Genomic DNA, 21,620 nt, shown 5'->3' on the forward strand with positions numbered 1-21,620 from the left:
TTATATAGTTTTCTTTTTTATTTACGTAAGTGTCTCTTCTATTTCTGGCATAAGCTTGTTCAATAAGTCAGTATAAGGTGCAGTATCGTTTCTTACCTCATTTTGCTTTAGCTGCAATGCAACATCAAGCATTGCCATATAAAGGATCTCTTTATCCGACTTTTTTCCTTTAAAGTGAATAGAGTATGTATTAACTGTTTCTGTAATAAGCTTAGCAGCAGAACGATAATATTCCTCATCTTCTCGTGGGCAATTTACAGAAAGCTCTGTATCATAAACATGTAATCGAATATGTAACTTATTACCTTCCATAGCTTATCTTCTTTCTTATCACTTTTCACTCAATAACGTAATACACTTGTTGACATCTCTAATCAATTTTGCCACACGCTTTTGCGCAACTTCCATGTCGCCATCAGAAACTTCTATCATCCGCGCCAATTTCAAAGATTGATAATCAGATTGCGCTTGAGCTAATTGCTTTTGCAATTTTAATATTTCTTGATCACGCTCATCAACCATAGCGTACAATTCACTATTCTCTTTCTTCACTGATGAATATTGGAGGATTAGTTGGCGTACCCTAGTAGCAAACGTATTCAAGATCTTCTCATTTGCATTCATACCTATATCTTTTTGACGACAAAGTTACATTAAAGTTTTAATTTAAGCAAATTATTCAGATATATTTATTTAGGCTTATTTTCTTCAGCAGCTTTAGGTTCTTTCTTTGCCAAAAGAACGATCTGATGAATAAAGTCAGTAGTCCACTTCTGTGAGAAGCCCAAGCGTTTATTATACTGGCGTACAGCTAAAACCGATTTAATAACACCAGGGTCAGAATAATCATTTTTCTCAAAAATGTCATTTACAGTCTTTGCTGTCATTGAATAAATCACCTTCTTGAAAAAACCAGGAACGCGCAACTTAAATTTCATAAGGTTGCCTATAAGCATCATTAATTCTTGCGTATAACCTTGAAATTGTATAAGATAAGTTTGAATATCTTGGATCTTCTTACAGTTTTTCTTTATACTTTTATCAATTTCAGAAAAGAAATTATCATCCAATTGATAAATATTTTTCATAGTCTTACTAACGCTTGCTTTCTCACCTACTCCCAACTTATTATTCACGGTAGGGATATGAAAGGTTTGCTTATAAGTTCTCAAGTCTGGCAACATTGCTAAATTGGTAATACCTAGATGACTTGCTAATGATGCTTGAAAATATACTCGAACGAGGGTCATGTAGTCTTCCATACCACCAACACCTTGTGAGCCTTCTTCATTTTTATTAAAGAGTTTAGAAAAAAATCCCATTTTTTGTATATAAGTTTATTAACAATAATATTATTTTAAAACAACATTCTGTATGCAAAGTTAATAATTTCGAGCAATAAATTATAGAAGCGACCTTTTTTTTCTTTCATAATCTTTTATTTCAGATATTATTTTATTACCTTTGCGAACATATATATACTATATTAAGAACCCTTTTAAGAGGTTTTGTAATAACCGTAAATGCTTTTCCATTGACCTGTTCTAGGGAAGTAGTACTTAACCTCTTTTAAAAACATCTTTAAGACAAACATCAAAGTAAGAGAAAAGATATGAAAGGTATCGTTTTAGCAGGGGGATCAGGCACTCGTCTCTACCCTATTACCAAGGGTATAAGCAAGCAGCTTATCCCAATTTTTGACAAGCCAATGATTTATTATCCTGTATCAGTTTTGATGCTAGCAGGAATTAAGGACATTTTAATCATATCTACACCATATGATTTACCTGGCTTTAAACGCTTGCTAGGAGATGGTAGTGCGTATGGAGTCAACTTCCAATATGCAGAACAACCCTCTCCTGATGGTTTAGCGCAAGCTTTTATCATTGGCGAGAAGTTCATAGGCGATGATAGTGTTTGCTTAGTGCTTGGAGATAACATATTCTATGGAGCAGGTTTCAGTCAATTACTGCGTCAAAGTGTTAAACGAGTTGAAGAAAATAATAAAGCAACAGTCTTTGGATATTATGTAAATGACCCTGAAAGATATGGTGTTGCAGAGTTTGATAAAGATGGTAACTGTTTAAGCATTGAAGAAAAGCCTGAACATCCAAAGAGCAATTACGCTGTAGTAGGATTATATTTTTATCCTAACAGTGTAGTGGAAATAGCTAAGCATATTAAGCCATCCGCGCGTGGAGAGCTTGAAATAACAACTGTAAATCAAGAATATCTGGCAAAGAATTCTTTGATGGTACAAACATTACAAAGAGGTTTTGCATGGCTTGATACAGGAACACATGATAGTTTGTCAGAAGCTAGCACCTTTATAGAATGTATAGAGAAACGACAGGGACTCAAGATAGCATGTTTAGAAGAGATTGCATATAAAAAAGGCTGGATAACAAAAGAACATCTTCTTAAAGAGGCTGAGCCTATGGCAAAAAACGAATATGGAAAGTATCTTATTCGCTTAGCTAACGAGAAATAAATAGAATAAACACTGAAAGAAATCAATAGAAAACATGGAAGAGAATAATGCCATTGACCGTAAAAGCGATTATAGCGCGCAAGAAGAACAAAGCTTTATCAATTTTCAGGCTATTTATAAAACAATAGTCTTAAATTGGTATTGGTTCATTTTGTCGCTTATTATTTGCATAGGACTAGCCAAAGTCTTTTTACGATATGCCACTCCTACGTATCAAATAACAGCAAAATTGCTTGTAAAGGATGCTGATAATAACAGAAGTTCATCTATAAAATATACAAGTAACTTAGGAACTATCTCAAACTCCAACGGTTTGGACAATGAAATGGAAATCCTAACCTCACGATCACTAGCAACAGCAGCTGTTAGGCGTTTAAAACTATACACTACCTATACCATAGAAGGTAGAATAAAAGAACTTAGTTTCTATAAGAATCAACCTATTACTGTAGATGTAGATTCGGCACATTTAGAGAAATTGAATGCACCTATTTCTTTAACTATTAAGCGTATAGGAAATTACTATGAGGTAACTGGTTCATACTATGTACCAATCGATGAAAACGCCTACAAAGGACCCTATACTATTACAAAAAAGGTAGCTAGCCTACCAACCACTATTGCTACTCAAGCTGGTAATATTACCCTTACTGCAAATAATAATGGACAGGGATTAAGAGATGGTCAATTTGAGATGGTAATAGTAAATTCTCCTAAGAGTGCAGCGGCTCAATATACTAGAGTTTTACAAGTAGCTCAAGATGCAAAAGCGTCCTCTATTGCTCAACTCCAAATTACCGATGCAATCCCTCAACGCTCTATAGATTACCTAAAGCAATTAATTTTTGAGTATAATCTACAAGCTAATGAGGACAAGAATGCTATTGCACTTCGCACAGAAAAGTTTATCAATGAGCGCTTAGGTAAAATAAATGCAGAACTTGGAAAAACAGAGGGAGAACTACAACAATATAAGCAAGAGAATGGTATGATAGCACTTGAAGCTAGTTCAGCCAAATCTTTTGAAAATCAAAATGCATCGGAAGAAAAATTAGTTGATCTTCAAACACAGATAGAATTGTTTAACACAATTTCTTCTGAAATAGAAAAATCATCTAGAAACCTTACTCAGGTAATACCCTCAAATGTAGGTTTACAAGATGAAAGCTCAACAAAATTAATCGATCGCTATAATGAGTTAGTACTAGAACGCAACCGTTTATTGAGAAGTGCGTCTGAAAGTTCTCCTGTAGTTCAGCCATTAACTGATCAAATCAGAAGTCTAAATAGAAACATAAAAGATGCTATTAATGCTGCTAAGAGAAGTCTTTTAATTCAAAGAGACGCACTTGCTAGTCAATATAATAAATATAGCGATGCGGTAGCTGAAGCTCCAAAACAGGAGAAAGATCTAACCCAGATAGGTAGACAACAAGAAGTGAAATCAGGACTTTACCTTATGCTGCTACAAAAACGTGAAGAGAATAACATTTCTCTTGCAGCAACAGCCGATAAGGGTAAGTTGCTTGATGACCCAGAGCTTGTTGGGCAAGTTAGTCCACAAGCATCTATGATATTAGCTAGTGCCGCTTTGATAGGTCTACTGATACCTGCTCTCGTGCTATTCTTAATTAGCCTATTACGCTATAAAATTGAAGGACATGAGGATGTTACTAAGCTTACACGTTTGCCTATCCTTGCTGATGTTGCAGTTGCAAGCAACAAAGCAAAGGGTAAAGCTAATATCGTTGTACATGAAAATCAGAATAATCAGATGGAAGAGATTTTCCGTTCTATGCGCACGAACTTACAATTCATGCTACAAGAAGGTGAAAAAGTTATTCTCTTTACTTCTTCTACTTCTGGCGAAGGTAAAACTTTCATAGCTTCAAACCTTGCGATGAGCTTTGCTTTACTTGGTAAAAAAGTCATCTTAGTAGGGCTTGATATTCGCCGACCACGTTTGGCAGAACTATTCAATATTAATGATCACAAACATGGTATAACCAATTTGTTGGTTAAGCATGATCCTACTCGCGAAGATATAGAAGCACAAATTTTACCTTCTGGCGTACATGGAAACCTTGAACTTTTGATGTCAGGACCAGTTCCTCCTAACCCAGCAGAGCTTACTGCACGTCAATCTCTTGATGATATATTTAATATTTTAAAAGAGAAATATGATTATATCATCATTGATACTGCTCCTGTAGGCTTGGTTACCGACACGTTACAAATCGCACGCGTTGCGAATGCTACGGTTTACCTATGTCGTGCCGACTATACTCCTAAGTCTACCTTTGGTATGATCAACGAATTTGCTGAAAATAAAAAATTACCAAAGATATCGCTTGTTCTTAATGGCATAGACTTTTCTAAGAAAAAGTATGGCTACGAATATGGTTACGGTAAGTATGGGCGTTATGGGAAATATGGTTCTAAACAATATAGTAGCTATGGAAACTATGGTAGCTATGGAAACTATAGTAATAGCCATTACAGTAATAAGAACGATGATTCTATTAAAAAATAACATTTTATGGTCATAGCAATAGATTTTGATGGAACAGTTGTAGAACATAAATATCCTAAAATCGGTAGCGAAATTCCTTTCGCTACCGAAACGCTTAAGGAACTAATTAAAGATGGACATCGCCTTATCTTGTGGACAGTAAGAGAGGGGGAACTATTGCAAGAGGCTGTAGATTGGTGTCGTGAAAGAGGTGTAGAGTTTTATGCTGTTAATAAGGATTATCCAGAAGAAGAGCAGCATAATAATAATCATTTCTCTCGTAAACTAAAGGCTGACCTGTTTATAGATGACAGAAATTTTGGAGGATTACCTGATTGGGGAACTATCTATCACATGATTAAAAATCATGAGACTTGGGCAACTAGACAAATGTCGCCATTGAACATTCAGAATTACAATACACCAAAGAAAAAACATTGGTGGCAATTATAAAAAAGCAATAAAGTATAAGTAGAAAGATAAGCTATATTACTCTACTTGTTGGACTTTAAATAGCACCTAAAAGGGTTTGGTTTTAACACCGAACCCTTTTTTATAGCTTTGTTCTTGGAAATCATATAGCACCAGTCTCTTTTATAGATACTATCCTACGCTCCTGTTAGCAGAGATATTATCGTAAGCATCCAATATTAGCCGCCTTTGTGTAGCATTCTTGCTTTACTACCTTTGCCCGAAAAACTTATGTTTGTACTCAACGAAACAAATGTTTTTCGGGCTTGTTGCACTCCTGTGGATATGCGTCAGGGTATTCTTCGCCTGTCCCAATTGGTACGTAGCAATGACTTCAATCCTTCTGATGGTGTTGTCTACGTTTTCTACAATCGATCCCGTAACCGAATCAAATTGCTGCACTGGGAACGCTGTGGTTTTGTCGTCTATCATAAACAGATGGTACAGGGTTGCCTGAGTCCTAAAATCATACGGGCGAGAACTGGATTTTATGAACTTCGCTGGGACGAACTGGTACTCTATATTGAAGGTATAAATCCTAATTGCTACCGAAGAAAAGATACAACAAATCTTAGTATTTTCTTGCCAGTGTCAGATATTTTTCGCACCTTTACATTGTATAAAGAACTGATAATGTAATGGATATGCCTTATTGCACAATGACATCTGACTACCATTCTCTCACTCGGGAAGCTGTTGTTAAACTTCTTGAGCAAAGGGATGCTGAGCTTAAGGTTAAGGATGCTGAGCTGGAACAAAAGTCCCGTCGTATTCTTGAACTTGAGCGCATGGTATTTGGCAGGCGCAGCGAGAAACGCCTGCCTGAGAGTGCAAGCGACTGGACGGGTACGCTTTTTGACGAGCAGTGGGCCAAAGAGGGTTCTCTGGCTCGGGTAGAAGCCCTTCCCATCATCAAGGAGATAAAACAGCAGTCCGGACAACGCAGGTCATCACGCCGTGTGAGCCGCCCTTCCAGAAAGGGTACGGCCTACGCCTCCTATGTTCCCGAGAACATAGAGCGACAGGTGACGGAGATATACCCAGAGGATTATGATGCTGAGCGCATGGCTATCATCGGACATGACAGAAGTGAGCATCTGTGTCTGCGTCCCTCATCCTTTTATGTCAGGGTAGAAGATCGTGTCATCTGCCGCCTAAAGGAAGCCCGGCCAACGGATGCGAAGGTCGACATCCTGAACGCCCCCTTGAAAAAGCAAGCAGTGGATTGTTTTGCCGACGCTTCCCTGCTCGCCGAAATCATCACCGCCAAGTTCGCCTATCACCAGCCCGAGTATAGGCAATGTGAAAGATGGAAGGAACTGGGCGTGAACATCCCCACCTCAACCGTCAACAGCTGGGTTCACAATGCCGCCGATGCACTTTATCCACTTTACAAACTTCAAGTAAGACAGATCCTGCAAAGTTCTTACCTTCAGGTTGACGAGACCAGCGTGCAGGTTGCCGACCGCAAGGGAAAGACGCGCAAGGGATACCTGTGGGGCGTGCGTGACGCCATGCACTCCCAGGGTGTGTTCTTCCATTGGAAGGACGGGGCGCGGTCGGGCGCTGTGGCAAATGAACTCTTCAAGGGCTACCAGGGTGCCATACAGTCTGATGGGTATGAGGTCTACAGCAGGTTTGAGAACGTTCAGGGCATCGTGCTGTTAGGATGTATGGCACATGTGAGACGTAAGTTCGAACATCTGGCGACTGACGATAAGAACGCCGCCCATATCATCGAAACGATAGCCACGCTTTATGAGTTGGAGGAAAACCTCAAACACAAGAAAGCACCACCCGAGGAAGTGGAGACAGAACGAAAGGCTAAAGCTTACCCCATTCTTAAGTATTTGGAGACCTATATGTTGGATGTACACAAACAGTACACCCCAGGCGAAGCTATGGAGAAGGCGCTGCGTTATGCCTTCGCCGTATGGATACGCATAGGTAGGTATGTGCAGGACGGACGCTTCAACATAGACAACAACCTTATGGAACAGGCCATTAGGCCCATCACGCTTGGAAGAAAGAACTACCTGTTCTGTGGTAACAATGAGGGAGCGGAGAACAACGCCATCTTCTATACCTTCATGGCATGTTGCAGGGAAGCAGACATAGAGCCATACAAATGGATGAAGGAAATCCTTTCAAAGCCCCTGCCCGATATGACGGAGGAGGAACTCACGAAAATGCTACCTTCAAACTTCAAATAACAAATAACCCTTATATGCTGCCAGACGTATAAGGGTTATTTGTTGGTGTGAAAGTCGGCTAATATTGGATGCTTACATATTATCCCAGCTTTTTTCCTACTATTTTCATCTTTCTCCTCAGAGTTAGAGTGGTTAATAACTAAAGTATGAGAGCGTTTTAGCGGACAGTCCTCATTGCCTATTAGCAAACAAGACACGAATATAAAAACAAGTTTTTCATATAGAAGCAATAAAAAGAAAAAAAGGTAAATAAAAAGTCCTCAATGCAACGAGCACTGAGGACTTTATTTTTAATGTAATAATTACTTATTACAGATTTTTGCTTGGTATATCTTAATTTACTTAACGTAAACTACAGCAAGACGGTTAGAAGTTGTACCCTGTACGCCCTTACCTGTTGCTTCATCAACGATAACACCACGACCACGTAGGTAATCAGCAACAACATTAGCACGATTTTGAGAAATCTTTTGGTTAATTTCTGCTGAACCTTCTGGAGAAGCTGTACCAACAACCTGTACGTGTACACCTTCCTTGATGTTACCGAGAGCAGCCTTAGCTTCCTTAGTCAAAATAGACTTGCCCTGAGCGAATGTTACGAATACTAAGTCAGATACTGTGAATTCCTTAACAGCAGGAACTTCCTTAACAATCTCCTTAGTGATAACTTCTGGCTTACGGTTACGTAGTTCGTTAATCTGTGCGTTCAAAGCATCGATCTCAGCCTGATCACGTGGAGTTACGATAGTAAAGTTGTGAGTACCGTTAGAGTTCTTAAACTTGTAGATCAAACCAGCATTCAACTGAACCATAGAGCGGTTGATATTGTACTGAACCTTCTCATTACCATAGAAAGGTGTAGATGCTGGGGTACTAATCTTAGTCGTACCTACTGTTACTTCATTCCAACCTTTGTAGCTATCTACAGAACCATTTAACGCATAAACAATTGATGGTTCAATGTATACTTGCCACTCTTTATTTTTGCCAAAGTTAAATGCAAAGTCAAGTGCGAGTTTAGATGTTGCTACATTAGAATTAGCTAGCTTATGACTATTAAAAGTATGACCCCAACCAAGACCATAAACTGCACTCACTTCAAAAGCACGTGGCTCACCCTTGTAGCCTGCAATCCAGTTAGTCAAGTTTGTTGTACCTAACAATGATGTATTGATAAAACGAACAACAGTACCATTAGATTCAAATGGCTTGTTTGAGAAGTATGCATTGCTTTCTAAAGCCAAGCCAAATACTGGAGTGAAATAACGACCAATGCGAAGACCTGCATTTGGGTTCAAATTCTTCAACCAGCTATTCTGTGTTGTCTTGGTAGCAACACCACCATTGATACCAATGTACCAGTTGTCAAAAGTTTTACTTTCTGCTACAGTCTGTGCAGAAACTGAAGCTGCCATAGATAAAGCAGCTAACATTAAACTTAATTTTTTCATGTTTCTCTGAATTAATTTATATTTATAATTTGTTTGCCTATTTAAAATATTCCACAAAGGAATAAAAAATTAATGAGACAGCCAAATTATTATAACAAAAGTTTATGTATATCCGCTAAAAATGCCATATTATAAGGAATTATAGAATAAAAAAAACGTAAAATATTCACATTCATACACACGTATAGTTACATTATATATATACAAATCACGTATTATACATATACATAAAAAGGACCTCATAGCTTCACAGCTTAAGGTCCTTCAACAAATTAGAGAGTTATAAAAAATCTAGTTTATTGCTTCTTCATAATACTCTTTCCTGCTTCTACAGCCTCCATATTCAATGGAATTAATCCATGATGGCGCTCTGGAAGAGTTTTATATAGAGCTTTCTGTAGTCCGTCATTGCTTACCACTGGGCAAACCCCAAGTAAGCCACCAAGAACTATCATATTGAAAACTTTTGAGTTTTTCAACTCTGCAGCTTTCTCCACTGCGTTTATACGATAAATTTGAATATCAGTACGTTTTGGTGGATTAATAATACCATTGCCCTCATAAATGAGAATACCACCTGGTTTAACTTTTTCTTCAAACTTATCTAGTGATGGCTGATTGAGAACAATAGCCACATCATATTTACTTAAAATTGGAGAAGAAATACGTTGGTCGCTTACAATAACAGTAACATTGGCAGTACCGCCACGTTGCTCTGGCCCATAAGCTGGCATCCAAGTAACTTCTTTACCTTCCATCAGACCTGAATAAGCAAGAATTTTACCCATGGATAAAACACCCTGTCCTCCAAATCCACTTATTATGATTTCAGTCTTCATATTTTTTCTTTTTTAATCTTTTGTATATTAAGAATATCACCATCTATAGTAAAATTATAAATGGATTCCATTCTTCTAATAATATTAAAGACCTGTTGTATCTTTAAGGTCGCCTTTTACATACTTAGGGAACATATTCTCGCGCATCCATTCGTTAGCCTTAGCTGGAGAAAGTTTCCATCCACTATTACATGTAGAAACAATCTCTACTAATGAACTACCTTTTCCTTGCATACTAGCCTCGAATGCTTTACGAATAGCCTTCTTAGCCTTATTGATAGAAGCCATGTTATCTACGCTTTGACGTGAAACATAACAAGTTCCTTCTAGCTGACTAGCAATTTGTGTCATATTCAATGGGTATCCATGGATTTCAGGATCACGCCCATAAGGACATGTTGCAGTCTTCTGACCAATCAAAGTTGTTGGTGCCATCTGACCACCTGTCATACCATAAATAGCATTGTTAATAAAGATAATCGTGATATTTTCACCACGATTCAAAGCGTGAATAGTTTCTGCTGTACCAATACAAGCTAAGTCGCCATCACCTTGATAGGTAAATACCAAGCGATCTGGCCATACACGCTTAATACCTGTAGCCAACGCAGGAGCACGACCATGAGGAGCCTCCTGCCAATCAATATCTAAGTATCTATAAGCAAATACAGCACAACCTACAGGTGAAACACCAATAGTTTTCTCTGCCATACCCATTTCCTCAATAACTTCTGCTACCAATTTATGTACAACACCATGTGAACAACCTGGACAATAATGCATAGTTTCATTGTTCATCAATGTTGGTTTCTTATACACCAAGTTCTCTGGTGCAATAATATTTTCAGCCATAATACCTCCTATTCTTTAATCAACTTTTCTTTTAGTGCTGCTACTACTTCTTCTGGATCTGGTACAATACCGCCAAGACGTCCAAAGTGTTCCACTGGGATAGCACCATTAATTGCTAAACGTACATCCTCTACCATCTGACCAGCATTGATTTCATTCACAAGAATACCCTTAGCATTCTTAGCTACTTCCACCAATTGCTTAGTTGGGAAAGGCCACAATGTAATAGGACGGAACAATCCTACCTTAATACCTTGCTTACGAGCAATGCTCATAGCTTTCTCACCAATACGTGCAGCACTACCAAAACTTACGATGATGTAATCAGCATCTTCGCAATTATAAGTTTCATAGCGACATTCATTTTCTTGAATTTCTTTGTATTTATTCTGAAGATGAATGTTTCTAACTTCCATTACCTCTGGCTTCAGTTCCAAAGAAGTAATGATGTTAGGAGTACGCCCCTTAGCTTTACCAAATGTAGCCCATGGACACTCCTTTATTACTTCTTCCTCTGTACGACGAGGCTTTATAGGAGGCAAAACTACTTTTTCCATCATCTGACCGATTACACCATCAGACAATATCATAGCAGGGTTGCGATACTTAAATGCAAGTTCGAATGCTAAGTCAACAAAGTCTGCCATTTCCTGCACAGAGTTAGGAGCTAACACGATAACATAATAGTCGCCATTACCACCACCACGAGTTGCTTGGAAATAATCGCTCTGACTTGGCTGAATAGTACCTAGACCAGGACCACCGCGCATAACATTCACAAAAACACCAGGAAGCTCAGCACCAGCCAAATAGCTAATACCCTCTTGCATCAAAGCAATACCTGGCGATGATGATGATGTTAGCACACGCTTACCTGCACCTGCACCACCATATACCATATTAATAGAAGCCACTTCGCTCTCAGCTTGCAATACAACCATACCAGTTGTTTCCCAAGGCTTTAAAGCTGCAAGTGTCTCAATAACTTCACTTTGTGGGGTAATAGGATAGCCGAAATACGCATCAGCACCACATCTTATGGCAGCATGTGCAATGGCTTCATTACCCTTCATCAATTTAATTTCTTTTTCTGCCATAATTATTCCTCCACTTTTTTTCTATAAACTGTGATACAACCATCTGGACACACCACAGCACACGTTGTGCAACCTATGCAATCATCTGGCCTCTCCGAAACCATGTATGCATAACCATGCGCATTCACTTTTTTCTTAACTACCGCAATGACATCTTTAGGACAAGCCACAAGACAGAGCTGACAACCTTTACAGCGGTCAGTATCGATTACGATAGCACCTTTCATCTTGCTCATTGTTTTTAAAATTTAAGGATTATAAGCGTCCTTATTATAGAAGTTGAACATATCTTCCAACATTTGCTTAGCCTCCACCGCTGGCGATTTAGGATCCAACTCAATAGCTTCCATATAGCTATTCATTGCGTTTTGCCAATCACCACGTCTTCGGTAATCATTGCCTTGCTGATAATATTCTTCTGCTGTCATAAGTTCGCTCGTGTTTTTTTATTGATAAAATTCTTTCTTTCCAGCCGATAAAGTGTTTTTCATTAGAGAGCAAATTGTCATCGGACCTACTCCACCAGGCACTGGAGTAATGTAAGAACAATGAGGTGCAACCTCATCAAACTTAACATCACCTGTTAGTTTAAATCCATTCTTTGCCGTAGCATCAGGCACTCTTGTTGTACCCACATCAATTACTACTGCACCCTCCTTCACCATATCTTCTGTTACAAAATTAGGAACACCGATAGCAGCAATAATAATATCTGCCTCTCGACATTCCTCCTTTAATGTTTTTGAACGTGAATGACACACCGTAACGGTAGCATCACCTAAATGTTTCTGTATCATAAGCTGTGCCATTGGCTTACCCACAATATTACTTCTGCCCAATATCACACACTTCTTTCCAGAAGTAGGAATATTGTAATGTTGTAGTAATGTGAGGATACCCAATGGTGTTGCTGAAATAAAACATGGGAGACCTATTGCCATTCTACCCACATTGATAGGATGAAACCCATCTACATCTTTGCGATAGTCGATAGCCATAATGATCTTTTGCTCATCAATATGCTTTGGTAAAGGCAACTGAACAATAAAGCCATCGACATCATTGTCCTTATTCAACTGACCGACACAAGCTAGAAGCTCCTCTTCGGTTACATCTGCTTCAAATCGAATTAAAGTAGATTTAAATCCACATTGTTCACATGCGAGCACCTTGTTTTTAACATAAGTCTCACTACCTCCATCATGTCCTACAAGGACTGCTGCCAAATGAGGCTGCTTACCACCTTTGGATAAGATGCCTTTCACCTCCTCGGCAATTTGTTGTTTAATGGCGGTAGCTGTAGCCTTGCCATCGATCAATTGATATCCCATATAGTTATATTTTATTTAAAGATTTATAGTTTAGGCATATTTGGCATATTAGGCATATTCTTTAAGTCTTTCATCTTACTCATCATGCCAGCCATTTTCGATCCAGTGACCATCTTCATCATTTTACGAGTCTGGTCAAACTGTTTTACTAAGCGGTTCACCTCTTGAAGATTCGTACCCGACCCCTTTGCAATACGCTGTTTACGCACATTGTTTAATATTTCAGGGTTGGTACGCTCTTTAGGAGTCATACTCTGTATAATGGCTTCAATGCCTTTAAATGCATTATCATCTATATCAACGTCTCTAATTGCTTTACCTACCCCAGGAATCATAGCAGCTAAGTCTTTCAAGTTACCCATCTTCTTAATCTGTTGTATCTGGTTGTAGAAGTCGTTAAAGTCGAACTTATTCTTTTGTATCTTCTTTTGCAAGCGTTTTGCTTCTTCCTCATCAAACTGCTCTTGCGCACGTTCAACAAGCGAAACAACATCTCCCATACCCAAAATACGGTCAGCCATACGCTCAGGATGGAACACATCTATAGCCTCCATCTTTTCGCCTGTTCCGATAAACTTGATAGGCTTTGTTACGACTGTTCTAATAGAGAGCGCAGCACCACCACGAGTATCACCATCAAGCTTGGTAAGAACAACACCATTAAAGTCTAAGCGATCATTAAATTCCTTTGCTGTATTTACTGCATCCTGACCTGTCATTGAGTCAACAACAAACAAGGTTTCATCAGGATTAACATGATTTTTCAAGCTTTCTATCTCGTTCATCATGTCCTCATCAATAGCCAAACGACCAGCCGTATCAATGATTACAACATCATTCCCCTTAGCCTTTGCTTCTGCTATCGCATGAGTAGCGATCTCATTCACATTTTTATTTTCAGGTTCGCTATATACAGGTACATTCACCTGCTCACCCACTACTTTCAACTGCTCAATAGCTGCTGGACGATAAACATCACATGCCACAAGCAATGGGGTCTTATGCTCCTTAGCTTTGAGCATGTTTGCAAGTTTACCTGTAAAAGTTGTCTTACCCGAACCTTGCAAGCCACTCATCAAAATAATAGCAGGACGACTTGTAAGCTTTAAGCCTACAGCCTCTCCACCCATCAAATCTGCCAGCTCGTCGTGTACCAACTTCACCATCAACTGTCCAGGCTTCACAGCCGTAAGCACATTCATTCCAAGTGCTTTAGTTTTTACGGTATCTGTAAACGACTTTGCTACTTTATAGTTCACATCGGCATCAAGTAGTGCTCTGCGCACATCCTTTAATGTTTCTGCTACATTTATCTCTGTAATTTTACCTTCACCTTTAAGGATTTTAAACGAGCGTTCAAGACGGTCACTTAGATTTTCAAACATTGTTTTTAAAAGTATACTTATTTATTTCGAAAATATATTCGCAAAGATAATAAAAACAGAAGCAAAATTCAAATACATTCCCACCTTTTTTATATATTTTAATTCTATACCATGATTGAAATACGTACACAGTCTATAGCAGCTCTAAATATTTCTCTTTAATCAGCTTTAGTGGCATAAATTCGCCTGCACTAGCAACTCTCATTACAAAGTTAAGGTACTTTTTATGTAAAATAAGAAAACAGCGTACTATCCCAAAAACGTTTTGATATTTGATACGTAAGTCAATAAATAAGCAAAAACCTCATAGCAACTGCCAAAAAATTAATAAATTTGCAAGCAAAAAAGCAAAGAAAAATGGAATACTACATAAGCATTAAAAACGAAAAGCGAGGACCTTACACACTCAACGAACTAAAAGAGCGCAACCTTGATACTACCACACTAGTAATGCCTACCAATGGCGAAACGTGGATACCAGCTTGGCAAGTTGAAGAATTACGCCCTCTTCTCGAAGCTACAATAGCCGAAAACACAGCAAGAGAAAGTAGTAGTACAGAGGATACTACTAGCCAACAGTTCATAGGAGAACCTTTACAAACAATAGAAGCAGAAGCTATCCAAGAAGAAGTCCCTTTTGTGAAAGCTAAGCCCGTATATAAAAGCAACAGGAGTAGCGCATACGAAGCCCCTTATAATGCTCCTAAAAAGAAGCAAACGCACGGGTGTCTTATCTCGCTCGTGGTACTTGTAGTTATGATCCTACTGCTATGCTTCACTTGCCCTACCAAGGACGACCATAAACAAGCATTAGCGAATGTGGTAACGCAAACCATGAACGATGCTACAAACCAGATAGATAAGACTTCTAGCTTTGGCGATATTGGGCAAGCCTTTGCTACAATGCTATTGTCGACTATAGAAAGAACCATTCAGTCGTCTATTGATCACTTACTACAGGTAGATAACTACGGTATTTGCTCTATTGGTAAAATCAATATTGATGGGCAGGAAAAGATCATTTCAGTAGGCATTCTAACCCATGTTTTTACGATAGATAAGCAAGATATAGAACAAGAGATTAGCAAGCGCGTCCAAGGCGAAACAGATATTCAAACCGATGATAAAATAAAACAAACGATCAAAGGCTTGATCAATTCTATTTAAACACTAACTTTAGTACCAACGGCAAATGATCGCTGAAGCCATGATTATAACGCATACCATTATAATTGCGACGTGGCTTAACACCGCCGTATTTCGTATCAGGCTCTAAAAGGAAAGGTGCATCATTGATATAGCAGTCCTTAACGTTAGAGAGCAAGTTGCCCGACACTAAGATATGATCCAAGCTACCCCACTCGCCTTGATAACGATAAGTGGCTTTCGCACCATGTGTGCCTTGTGCGTTGGCTGAAACATCTAGCATATTATGTACATAGAGTTTCTGTAAAGAAGGCGAATCGGAATAGTCATTAAAGTCGCCCATTATCAACATCTTAGCATGAACATCTATAGCTTTAATGGAATCTATGGAGCATGCTAATTGCTTTGCTATATGCAACCTGTATGGGCGCGTCTGTAATTCCCCACCCGACCTGCTTGGCGCATGTACCAAAAACACATGTAGCGTGTCGCTGCTAGGTATCTCCCCCATTACATGCAAGATGTCGCGCGTGGGCTTCATACCTTTCATAGGAATTATGCGAATGGTATCCGCCTTCAGCAATCGAAAGGAGAAAGGGGAATAAAGCAAAGCTACATCTATGCCACGCTCATCGGCCGACTGCGTCATTACATATTCATAGCGTGCTTTTCTAAGTAGCGAACGTTTGGTAAGATCGAACAATACAGTATCGTTTTCCACTTCACACAAGCCCACCACGTCAGGTACTGACCATCTTGTGCTATCCTTTCCGCACGAGAGAATGGTTTTTCCTATATTGTTAAGTTTTTCCCAATATTTAGCCTTACTCCAATGGCGCAAGCCATCGGGTAAAAACTCTTCATCGTGCTTCAAAGTATCATGCCGCACGTCAAACATATTTTCCGTGTTCAACTCTACAATAGTAAACCGTGTTTGAGCAATACCGCCCAGCGGGAAGAGTAGGTATAACAGTATGTATAAAAGAAGTTTCATTTATCCCCATATTTTTTTGCTACTTCCAGCCTTATCTCTGATTGATAATGGCTAATTGTTGGCGAATACTTTCTTCATGGATTAACTCGAAAACCTGTGCTGCAAACTGCCCGTCCATACCACAAAGACTGGCTTGCGCTCCACGCTTTTCTAATATTTCCTTGTATCTATTCGACTGTAACACCGTCATATTATGCTCTTTCTTGTAAGTACCTATCTCACGACACACACGAAAACGCTTGGCAAGCAAGTCCATTAAGTTATCGTCTAGTTCGTCTATCTGTGAGCGCAACTGACGGATACCCTCCGTAGAGCTATGTCCATCGCGCACTACAAGCAGTGAAAGAATATAATCAAGAATATCAGGGGTAACCTGCTGTGAGGCATCACTCCATGCACAATCAGGGTTGCAATGGCTCTCAACGATCAATCCATCAAAACCTAAGTCCATAGCTTGCTGACAAAGGGGGGCTATCAAATTGCGACGCCCACCGATGTGGCTAGGATCGCAAATAATGGGCAATTCAGGGATACGACGGCGTAGCTCAATAGGAATTTGCCACATAGGCGAATTGCGATACATCTTATTATCATAGCTTGAGAAACCTCGATGAATAGCTGCCAACCGCTTGATACCTACTTGGTTGAGGCGTTGTAAGGCACCAATCCATAGCTCTAAATCGGGATTAACTGGATTTTTCACGAGAACAGGCACATCAATGCCTTGCAAACTATCGGCTAATGCCTGCATAGCAAAGGGATTTGCTGAAGTGCGAGCACCCACCCATAAAATATCCATACTATATTTTAGTGCTAACTCCACATGCCCTGGTGTTGCCACCTCTGTACCCACAAGCATACCTGTTTCGTCTTTTACGCGCTTAATCCATGGTAAAGCTATCTCCCCATTACCCTCGAAGCCGCCGGGTTTTGTGCGTGGCTTCCATACCCCTGCACGAAACATGTGGCAACCTTTAGCAGCAAGACTTTTAGCTGTTTCCATAACTTGCTCCTCTGTTTCAGCCGAACAGGGCCCTGCTATCACAATAGGGCGCTCGTTGTCGCTGGGCAATTGTAAGGGTTCTAACTCGAGTTCCATAAGCTTATTTATTCTATTCTTCAATACTGTCTTATTTTATACGTTGTCGATATTGTTTTGTAAAGGTAAGCCTTTTTCCGAAAAAGAATGACTAAAAAAGCAAAAAATAGCAGATTTGAGCTTTTGTTTTGAGTTTCAAGTGGTTGTGGCAGTCGTTGGCTTTTTGTGGCATTCGTGAGGAAATGCGAAAATGGCGAATTTGAGAAGTAGAAACGCTTTCAAGTCATTACCTCAAAGAAACGCTCTAATAAGCATTTTTAACGGCTTCGGTTTTTACTTCTCAATTCTGCACAGGTTGTGAATTTGCCATGCAACTCTCATGATTTAATTTTGCACAGAACAAAAAGCAAGGAATTATGAGAAGTACATTCAAGACAGTCTTCTATGTAAACGGAAGCAAGGAGAGAAACGGAATTGTCCCTATCATGGGACGTGTGACAATCAACGGAACTATCGCACAGTTCAGTTGCAAGCTGAGCGTGACCAAAGCGATATGGGATGCCAAGGGCAACAGAGCCAAAGGCAGAAGCAAGGAAGCCAATGAGGTGAACTTTGCGCTTGATAACATCAAGGCTCAAATCGCTAAGCATTACCAACGGCTTTCCGACCGTGAGGCGTTCGTTACCGCTGAAATGGTGAGAAACGCATATCAAGGCATAGGCACGGAGTATGAGACATTACTCAGAGCTTTTGACAAGGAGAACGCAGCCTTTGCCCAACGCGTGGGAAAAGACCGAGCTGTCCGAACCTACCGCAAGTATCTGACGGTAAGAAAGTACGTTGCCGAGTTCATCAAATTTCAGTACAAGCGCAGCGATATGTCCATGAATGAGCTTACCGAGGAGTTCATCCGTGATTTTTGTCTGTATTTGAAGAATGTCATTGGACTCACGCAATCTACCATTTGGATATACTCCATACCATTGAAGCATATCGTCACGGCAGCACACTACAACGGCAAGATACAGAGAAATCCGTTTGCCATGTACCACGTTGCCCCAGACCACAAGGAGCGTGAGTTCTTGACAGAGGAAGAATTGGACATATTTGCAGGAATAGAGTTGGAAAATCCCAACTTTGCTTTTGCGAGAGACTTGTTTATGTTTGGTTGTTGGACAGGTATCTCTTTCGTTGACATCAAGAATCTTACAGAGGACAATGTTGCCATTATAAGTGGGTCTCCATGGATAGTTTCTCAGCGTCAAAAGACAGGCGTACCATTCAAAATTAAACTGATAGATGCAGCCATACAGATAATTGAACGTTACAAGCCATTGAGAAAAGATATGCACTTGTTTAATATTGGCTCACTTGACATGGTAAACAAGCGTATAAAGAAAGTGGCAAAAATGTGTGGCATCAAGAAGCGAATTTCATTTCATGTAAGCCGGCATTCGTTCGCAGTTTTGGCTTTAAACTACGGTATGCCGATAGAGAGTGTAAGCAAGATACTGGGACATACGGACATCGCCACAACACAAATTTACGCAAAGGTGACAAGTACTAAATTGGAGCATGACATATCAGCTTTTGAAAGTCGAATCAAGGGGCATATGCCGACAATGGGGGGAATGGCATGAAAAGGACTGTAATCACCGTGGACGGAAATGGAATGTTATCCATTCCGTCCAACTTGCAAGACTTGTGGATGAGTGAGGGTGAATTGGTTGATATGCTCCATGTCACCGCCCCGAAACTCCATGCTGTGATAAGGTCGATATACGAGGAAGGTTTGTTGCCCATGTCGGAGGTACAACAGAAACAGGAAACCTCCAAGGGCATTTGGCAAACGATGTATGGTTTCCCGATGGTTGTTGCCCTTTGTTTCCGTATAGGCTCTTATGGTGCTGTTCGGTTTCGGGACACCATCATGAAGAAGTTGTACGGGGCAAAAGAGAAAAGTAGTGTCATTGTCCTACAATTCAGTGGAGGAACAACCGCCTTTAGTTGAATGTCCTCTTGCTTGTTTGTTGGCTTGGCGCTGTCGTACTGTCGTGAATAAGTACTGAAGCATAAGCATGACATTCTTACTTGTAGGGGGATGAGTTCTGTTCATAAAAATGACGGACAAAACACCCCTTATTTTTGTTGAATTGTTGAATATGATGAAAGAAGTATTGAACATCAGGCATTTACGGCTCAACATATTCTCAACAAATCTCTCAACAAAAGAAAGATAATGTTGAAAAGAGAAAACCATGAACACCATTCCTTTCTTTCTTTTTTGCCCAGTAATTTGTTGTGTAGAGCTATTTGTTGAGAGTTTGTTGAGGGTATAAGTGGTTGGTTCTCATAAAGATAATACCTATCTTCAACAATTCAACGTTTTACATGCCCTCACTTGGTACGCTGTAAAATGTGCTTGTGGATTAATTGGCAACCGCTCTATTCTCCGAAATGGTTGCAGCAACGTTCCTTGGAGGCTTTGCGCCTCCAGCCACTTGGGCGAACCTCCGCAGTGTTTTAGCATGGCATTAGATTTATGCAGACTATACCGAGGACACACAGCACACATAACACACTCGGCATAGTTCACAAAGGAAATCAACAACACACAATTGAAACACTTGGCAAGTTTCACACTGAAAATATCACCTTTTCCTTTGCAAACTCCATGTACAAAGTAGCTTGTGTCTGTGACCTTGTTCTTTCAATGTGGCAGCTTTGATGTTTGGCGTAAATTGAGAGAATTAAGGTCTGCAACCTTGGGCATGGAAAGCCGAAAGGCAAATATCTCGTCTTTTGTTCTTAGAGGAGGGAGCGAGGTTATGTTTCGGGAACCCCAAAACTCCTCGCTCCACCATGAGGGTGGAGAATTTTTGCTCCCGATGGTCGCAGAAAATGAGTATACCAACTATAAACAGTATGTCGAATTACAAGCATGCATGAACAAGCCAGGAGAAAGGGTGGAAAACTGCCCACTAAAAGGATTCGCAAGCTGTCAAAGTTTGACACGAAGAAATTCTCTCTGCCAAGCTACGAGGTATTGAAATTGATGGCGAGAAAAACCAATCGCAAGTTGGCTGAGTATATCCGTGAGTCCACCTTGAACGGCAAGATAGTCCGTAGAAACAACACTGAAATGAGACCATAGTCTCGGTAGGGCATAGATTTAACCAGTTTATCCTCTAATCACATATTCAAATTCATCAAAATTCTCATACCCTAATTCTTCTAAGACTTGACGACTGTGTTTTCTGTCCTCTTCAGTGTTGAACTTGGGTATAATGGGGAGACGGAGGGTGATTTTATCTTTATGTTTGGCATGGGAGTAGAGCCAGACAAGGTTCTCAATAACTTGCTGATTGCCCTTGCCGGTATAGGCTTGGTAGATGGCAGGTGTCATGTCCTTGATGTCGATGATGAAGGAGTCGATGAAGGAGATGACTTCCTCCAAGTGATGGCGAGGCACGTTGAGGCCCGTCTCCATCGTAAACTGCCATCCCTCAGGACATTGCTCGCAAAATTCCTTGATGAATGCGCTTCGCAAGAGTGGTTCGCCTCCACCAAAGCAGATGCCGCCTCCTGTCGCCAAGAAATAAAGATTGTCCATCTCCACGTTCATCATCAGCAGTTCCGTGTCCATCTCCTGCCATACGCCGTCGGCTTCGAGGCATTGGGGATTGAGGCAATACTTGCAATGGAGAGGGCATCCATGGAATGCCACGAGGGTGGTGACACCCTCGCCGTCTATCGTAAGGCGGTGGCGGTCGATGCAAATGAGTGGGGCGGTCTTCAT

Annotated in this window: 22 protein-coding genes; 8 read left to right on the forward strand and 14 right to left on the reverse strand. The window is 40.1% G+C overall.

The window, feature by feature from the left end; all coding sequences use genetic code 11:
• Nucleotides 1-21: 21 nt before the first annotated feature.
• From PREBIDRAFT_RS03245 to PREBIDRAFT_RS03255, 3 genes are all read right to left on the reverse strand, one after another.
• Nucleotides 22-312, reverse strand: a complete 291-nt coding sequence (locus PREBIDRAFT_RS03245) for a cell division protein ZapA (protein ID WP_004336523.1) — start codon at nt 310-312, stop codon at nt 22-24.
• An 18-nt stretch (nt 313-330) separates the two neighbouring features.
• Nucleotides 331-624: a hypothetical protein gene (locus PREBIDRAFT_RS03250; RefSeq protein ID WP_004336524.1), complete on the reverse strand. Its 294-nt coding sequence runs from the start codon at nt 622-624 to the stop codon at nt 331-333.
• Between the two features lie 65 nt (nt 625-689).
• Nucleotides 690-1,322, reverse strand: coding sequence for a hypothetical protein (locus tag PREBIDRAFT_RS03255; protein ID WP_004336525.1), 633 nt, complete (start codon nt 1,320-1,322; stop codon nt 690-692).
• 290 nt (nt 1,323-1,612) lie between these two features.
• Here PREBIDRAFT_RS03255 and rfbA point away from each other — a divergent pair, with 290 nt between their 5' ends.
• The 5 genes from rfbA to tnpC all read left to right on the forward strand — a co-directional run bounded on the left by rfbA (nt 1,613) and on the right by tnpC (nt 7,687).
• Nucleotides 1,613-2,491: a glucose-1-phosphate thymidylyltransferase RfbA gene (gene rfbA / locus PREBIDRAFT_RS03260; RefSeq protein ID WP_004336526.1), complete on the forward strand. Its 879-nt coding sequence runs from the start codon at nt 1,613-1,615 to the stop codon at nt 2,489-2,491.
• A 34-nt stretch (nt 2,492-2,525) separates the two neighbouring features.
• Complete coding sequence (locus tag PREBIDRAFT_RS03265; protein ID WP_004336527.1) at nt 2,526-5,024, forward strand: GumC family protein; 2,499 nt, start codon at nt 2,526-2,528, stop codon at nt 5,022-5,024.
• A gap of 6 nt (nt 5,025-5,030) precedes the next feature.
• Entirely contained in the window at nt 5,031-5,456 is a 426-nt protein-coding gene (locus PREBIDRAFT_RS03270) for a BT0820 family HAD-type phosphatase (protein ID WP_004336528.1), read from the forward strand.
• 249 nt (nt 5,457-5,705) lie between these two features.
• Nucleotides 5,706-6,113, forward strand: a complete 408-nt coding sequence (gene tnpB, locus PREBIDRAFT_RS03275; RefSeq protein WP_004339191.1) for an IS66 family insertion sequence element accessory protein TnpB — start codon at nt 5,706-5,708, stop codon at nt 6,111-6,113.
• Nucleotides 6,114-6,262: 149 nt separating this feature from the next.
• Nucleotides 6,263-7,687, forward strand: coding sequence for an IS66 family transposase (gene tnpC / locus PREBIDRAFT_RS03280; protein ID WP_244864321.1), 1,425 nt, complete (start codon nt 6,263-6,265; stop codon nt 7,685-7,687).
• Between the two features lie 338 nt (nt 7,688-8,025).
• Here tnpC and PREBIDRAFT_RS03285 read toward each other — a convergent pair whose 3' ends face one another.
• The 8 genes from PREBIDRAFT_RS03285 to ffh form a co-directional block, all read right to left on the reverse strand.
• Nucleotides 8,026-9,138 carry an OmpA family protein gene (locus PREBIDRAFT_RS03285; RefSeq protein WP_036875444.1) on the reverse strand — a complete coding sequence of 371 codons (1,113 nt, stop codon included), beginning with the start codon at nt 9,136-9,138 and terminating at the stop codon, nt 8,026-8,028.
• A 296-nt stretch (nt 9,139-9,434) separates the two neighbouring features.
• Complete coding sequence (locus PREBIDRAFT_RS03290) at nt 9,435-9,977, reverse strand: 2-oxoacid:acceptor oxidoreductase family protein (protein ID WP_004337722.1); 543 nt, start codon at nt 9,975-9,977, stop codon at nt 9,435-9,437.
• A gap of 84 nt (nt 9,978-10,061) precedes the next feature.
• Nucleotides 10,062-10,829 (reverse strand): thiamine pyrophosphate-dependent enzyme, encoded by a 768-nt coding sequence (locus tag PREBIDRAFT_RS03295; RefSeq protein WP_004337720.1) that lies wholly within the window; start codon nt 10,827-10,829, stop codon nt 10,062-10,064.
• 8 nt (nt 10,830-10,837) lie between these two features.
• Complete coding sequence (locus PREBIDRAFT_RS03300) at nt 10,838-11,926, reverse strand: 3-methyl-2-oxobutanoate dehydrogenase subunit VorB (protein WP_004337719.1); 1,089 nt, start codon at nt 11,924-11,926, stop codon at nt 10,838-10,840.
• 2 nt (nt 11,927-11,928) lie between these two features.
• A complete protein-coding gene (locus PREBIDRAFT_RS03305; protein ID WP_036863003.1) occupies nt 11,929-12,162 on the reverse strand; it encodes a 4Fe-4S dicluster domain-containing protein in 234 nt (77 codons plus the stop codon).
• Nucleotides 12,163-12,174: 12 nt separating this feature from the next.
• Nucleotides 12,175-12,354 carry a tetratricopeptide repeat protein gene (locus tag PREBIDRAFT_RS03310; RefSeq protein ID WP_004337715.1) on the reverse strand — a complete coding sequence of 60 codons (180 nt, stop codon included), beginning with the start codon at nt 12,352-12,354 and terminating at the stop codon, nt 12,175-12,177.
• Between the two features lie 18 nt (nt 12,355-12,372).
• The gene (gene folD, locus PREBIDRAFT_RS03315; RefSeq protein ID WP_004337714.1) at nt 12,373-13,257 is read right to left on the reverse strand and encodes a bifunctional methylenetetrahydrofolate dehydrogenase/methenyltetrahydrofolate cyclohydrolase FolD; all 885 of its coding nucleotides are present in this window, start codon (nt 13,255-13,257) and stop codon (nt 12,373-12,375) included.
• 23 nt (nt 13,258-13,280) lie between these two features.
• Nucleotides 13,281-14,642, reverse strand: a complete 1,362-nt coding sequence (gene ffh / locus PREBIDRAFT_RS03320; protein WP_004337712.1) for a signal recognition particle protein — start codon at nt 14,640-14,642, stop codon at nt 13,281-13,283.
• A 357-nt stretch (nt 14,643-14,999) separates the two neighbouring features.
• Between ffh and PREBIDRAFT_RS03325 the strand changes: the two genes are divergently transcribed.
• Nucleotides 15,000-15,809 carry a DUF4359 domain-containing protein gene (locus PREBIDRAFT_RS03325; RefSeq protein WP_004337711.1) on the forward strand — a complete coding sequence of 270 codons (810 nt, stop codon included), beginning with the start codon at nt 15,000-15,002 and terminating at the stop codon, nt 15,807-15,809.
• On the opposite strand, the gene PREBIDRAFT_RS03330 is transcribed toward PREBIDRAFT_RS03325, so the two are convergent.
• Nucleotides 15,802-16,782, reverse strand: a complete 981-nt coding sequence (locus PREBIDRAFT_RS03330) for an endonuclease/exonuclease/phosphatase family protein (protein ID WP_004337709.1) — start codon at nt 16,780-16,782, stop codon at nt 15,802-15,804. The genes PREBIDRAFT_RS03325 and PREBIDRAFT_RS03330 overlap by 8 nt on opposite strands.
• A gap of 31 nt (nt 16,783-16,813) precedes the next feature.
• Nucleotides 16,814-17,881 (reverse strand): bifunctional 3-deoxy-7-phosphoheptulonate synthase/chorismate mutase type II, encoded by a 1,068-nt coding sequence (locus tag PREBIDRAFT_RS03335; protein WP_004337708.1) that lies wholly within the window; start codon nt 17,879-17,881, stop codon nt 16,814-16,816.
• A 356-nt stretch (nt 17,882-18,237) separates the two neighbouring features.
• Here PREBIDRAFT_RS03335 and PREBIDRAFT_RS03340 point away from each other — a divergent pair, with 356 nt between their 5' ends.
• Both PREBIDRAFT_RS03340 and PREBIDRAFT_RS03345 read left to right on the forward strand, forming a co-directional pair.
• Nucleotides 18,238-19,461, forward strand: a complete 1,224-nt coding sequence (locus tag PREBIDRAFT_RS03340) for a site-specific integrase (RefSeq protein ID WP_004337707.1) — start codon at nt 18,238-18,240, stop codon at nt 19,459-19,461.
• Nucleotides 19,458-19,832 carry a hypothetical protein gene (locus tag PREBIDRAFT_RS03345; RefSeq protein WP_004339195.1) on the forward strand — a complete coding sequence of 125 codons (375 nt, stop codon included), beginning with the start codon at nt 19,458-19,460 and terminating at the stop codon, nt 19,830-19,832. The genes PREBIDRAFT_RS03340 and PREBIDRAFT_RS03345 overlap by 4 nt, the downstream gene beginning before the upstream one ends.
• A 1,170-nt stretch (nt 19,833-21,002) precedes the next feature.
• Here the strand turns inward: PREBIDRAFT_RS03345 and PREBIDRAFT_RS10975 are convergent.
• On the reverse strand, nt 21,003-21,620 hold the full coding sequence (locus tag PREBIDRAFT_RS10975; protein WP_004339198.1) for a radical SAM protein: 618 nt from the start codon (nt 21,618-21,620) through the stop codon (nt 21,003-21,005).

It is taken from the genome of Prevotella bivia DSM 20514 (assembly GCF_000262545.1).
Lineage (GTDB): Bacteria > Bacteroidota > Bacteroidia > Bacteroidales > Bacteroidaceae > Prevotella > Prevotella bivia.

What these genes read in the sequence shown, in the direction of transcription:
- ffh (WP_004337712.1), bottom strand. Translation starts at nt 14,642, where the DNA reads ATGTTTGAAAATCTAAGTGACCGTCTTGAACGCTCGTTTAAAATCCTT.
- tnpC (WP_244864321.1), top strand. Translation starts at nt 6,263, where the DNA reads ATGGTATTTGGCAGGCGCAGCGAGAAACGCCTGCCTGAGAGTGCAAGC.
- PREBIDRAFT_RS03295 (WP_004337720.1), bottom strand. Translation starts at nt 10,829, where the DNA reads ATGGCTGAAAATATTATTGCACCAGAGAACTTGGTGTATAAGAAACCA.
- tnpB (WP_004339191.1), top strand. Translation starts at nt 5,706, where the DNA reads ATGTTTGTACTCAACGAAACAAATGTTTTTCGGGCTTGTTGCACTCCT.
- PREBIDRAFT_RS03310 (WP_004337715.1), bottom strand. Translation starts at nt 12,354, where the DNA reads ATGACAGCAGAAGAATATTATCAGCAAGGCAATGATTACCGAAGACGT.
- PREBIDRAFT_RS03325 (WP_004337711.1), top strand. Translation starts at nt 15,000, where the DNA reads ATGGAATACTACATAAGCATTAAAAACGAAAAGCGAGGACCTTACACA.
- rfbA (WP_004336526.1), top strand. Translation starts at nt 1,613, where the DNA reads ATGAAAGGTATCGTTTTAGCAGGGGGATCAGGCACTCGTCTCTACCCT.
- PREBIDRAFT_RS03300 (WP_004337719.1), bottom strand. Translation starts at nt 11,926, where the DNA reads ATGGCAGAAAAAGAAATTAAATTGATGAAGGGTAATGAAGCCATTGCA.
- folD (WP_004337714.1), bottom strand. Translation starts at nt 13,257, where the DNA reads ATGGGATATCAATTGATCGATGGCAAGGCTACAGCTACCGCCATTAAA.
- PREBIDRAFT_RS03255 (WP_004336525.1), bottom strand. Translation starts at nt 1,322, where the DNA reads ATGGGATTTTTTTCTAAACTCTTTAATAAAAATGAAGAAGGCTCACAA.
- PREBIDRAFT_RS03345 (WP_004339195.1), top strand. Translation starts at nt 19,458, where the DNA reads ATGAAAAGGACTGTAATCACCGTGGACGGAAATGGAATGTTATCCATT.
- PREBIDRAFT_RS03265 (WP_004336527.1), top strand. Translation starts at nt 2,526, where the DNA reads ATGGAAGAGAATAATGCCATTGACCGTAAAAGCGATTATAGCGCGCAA.
- PREBIDRAFT_RS03290 (WP_004337722.1), bottom strand. Translation starts at nt 9,977, where the DNA reads ATGAAGACTGAAATCATAATAAGTGGATTTGGAGGACAGGGTGTTTTA.
- PREBIDRAFT_RS03270 (WP_004336528.1), top strand. Translation starts at nt 5,031, where the DNA reads ATGGTCATAGCAATAGATTTTGATGGAACAGTTGTAGAACATAAATAT.
- PREBIDRAFT_RS03305 (WP_036863003.1), bottom strand. Translation starts at nt 12,162, where the DNA reads ATGAGCAAGATGAAAGGTGCTATCGTAATCGATACTGACCGCTGTAAA.
- PREBIDRAFT_RS03245 (WP_004336523.1), bottom strand. Translation starts at nt 312, where the DNA reads ATGGAAGGTAATAAGTTACATATTCGATTACATGTTTATGATACAGAG.
- PREBIDRAFT_RS10975 (WP_004339198.1), bottom strand. Translation starts at nt 21,620, where the DNA reads ATGAAGACCGCCCCACTCATTTGCATCGACCGCCACCGCCTTACGATA.
- PREBIDRAFT_RS03285 (WP_036875444.1), bottom strand. Translation starts at nt 9,138, where the DNA reads ATGAAAAAATTAAGTTTAATGTTAGCTGCTTTATCTATGGCAGCTTCA.
- PREBIDRAFT_RS03340 (WP_004337707.1), top strand. Translation starts at nt 18,238, where the DNA reads ATGAGAAGTACATTCAAGACAGTCTTCTATGTAAACGGAAGCAAGGAG.
- PREBIDRAFT_RS03335 (WP_004337708.1), bottom strand. Translation starts at nt 17,881, where the DNA reads ATGGAACTCGAGTTAGAACCCTTACAATTGCCCAGCGACAACGAGCGC.
- PREBIDRAFT_RS03330 (WP_004337709.1), bottom strand. Translation starts at nt 16,782, where the DNA reads ATGAAACTTCTTTTATACATACTGTTATACCTACTCTTCCCGCTGGGC.
- PREBIDRAFT_RS03250 (WP_004336524.1), bottom strand. Translation starts at nt 624, where the DNA reads ATGAATGCAAATGAGAAGATCTTGAATACGTTTGCTACTAGGGTACGC.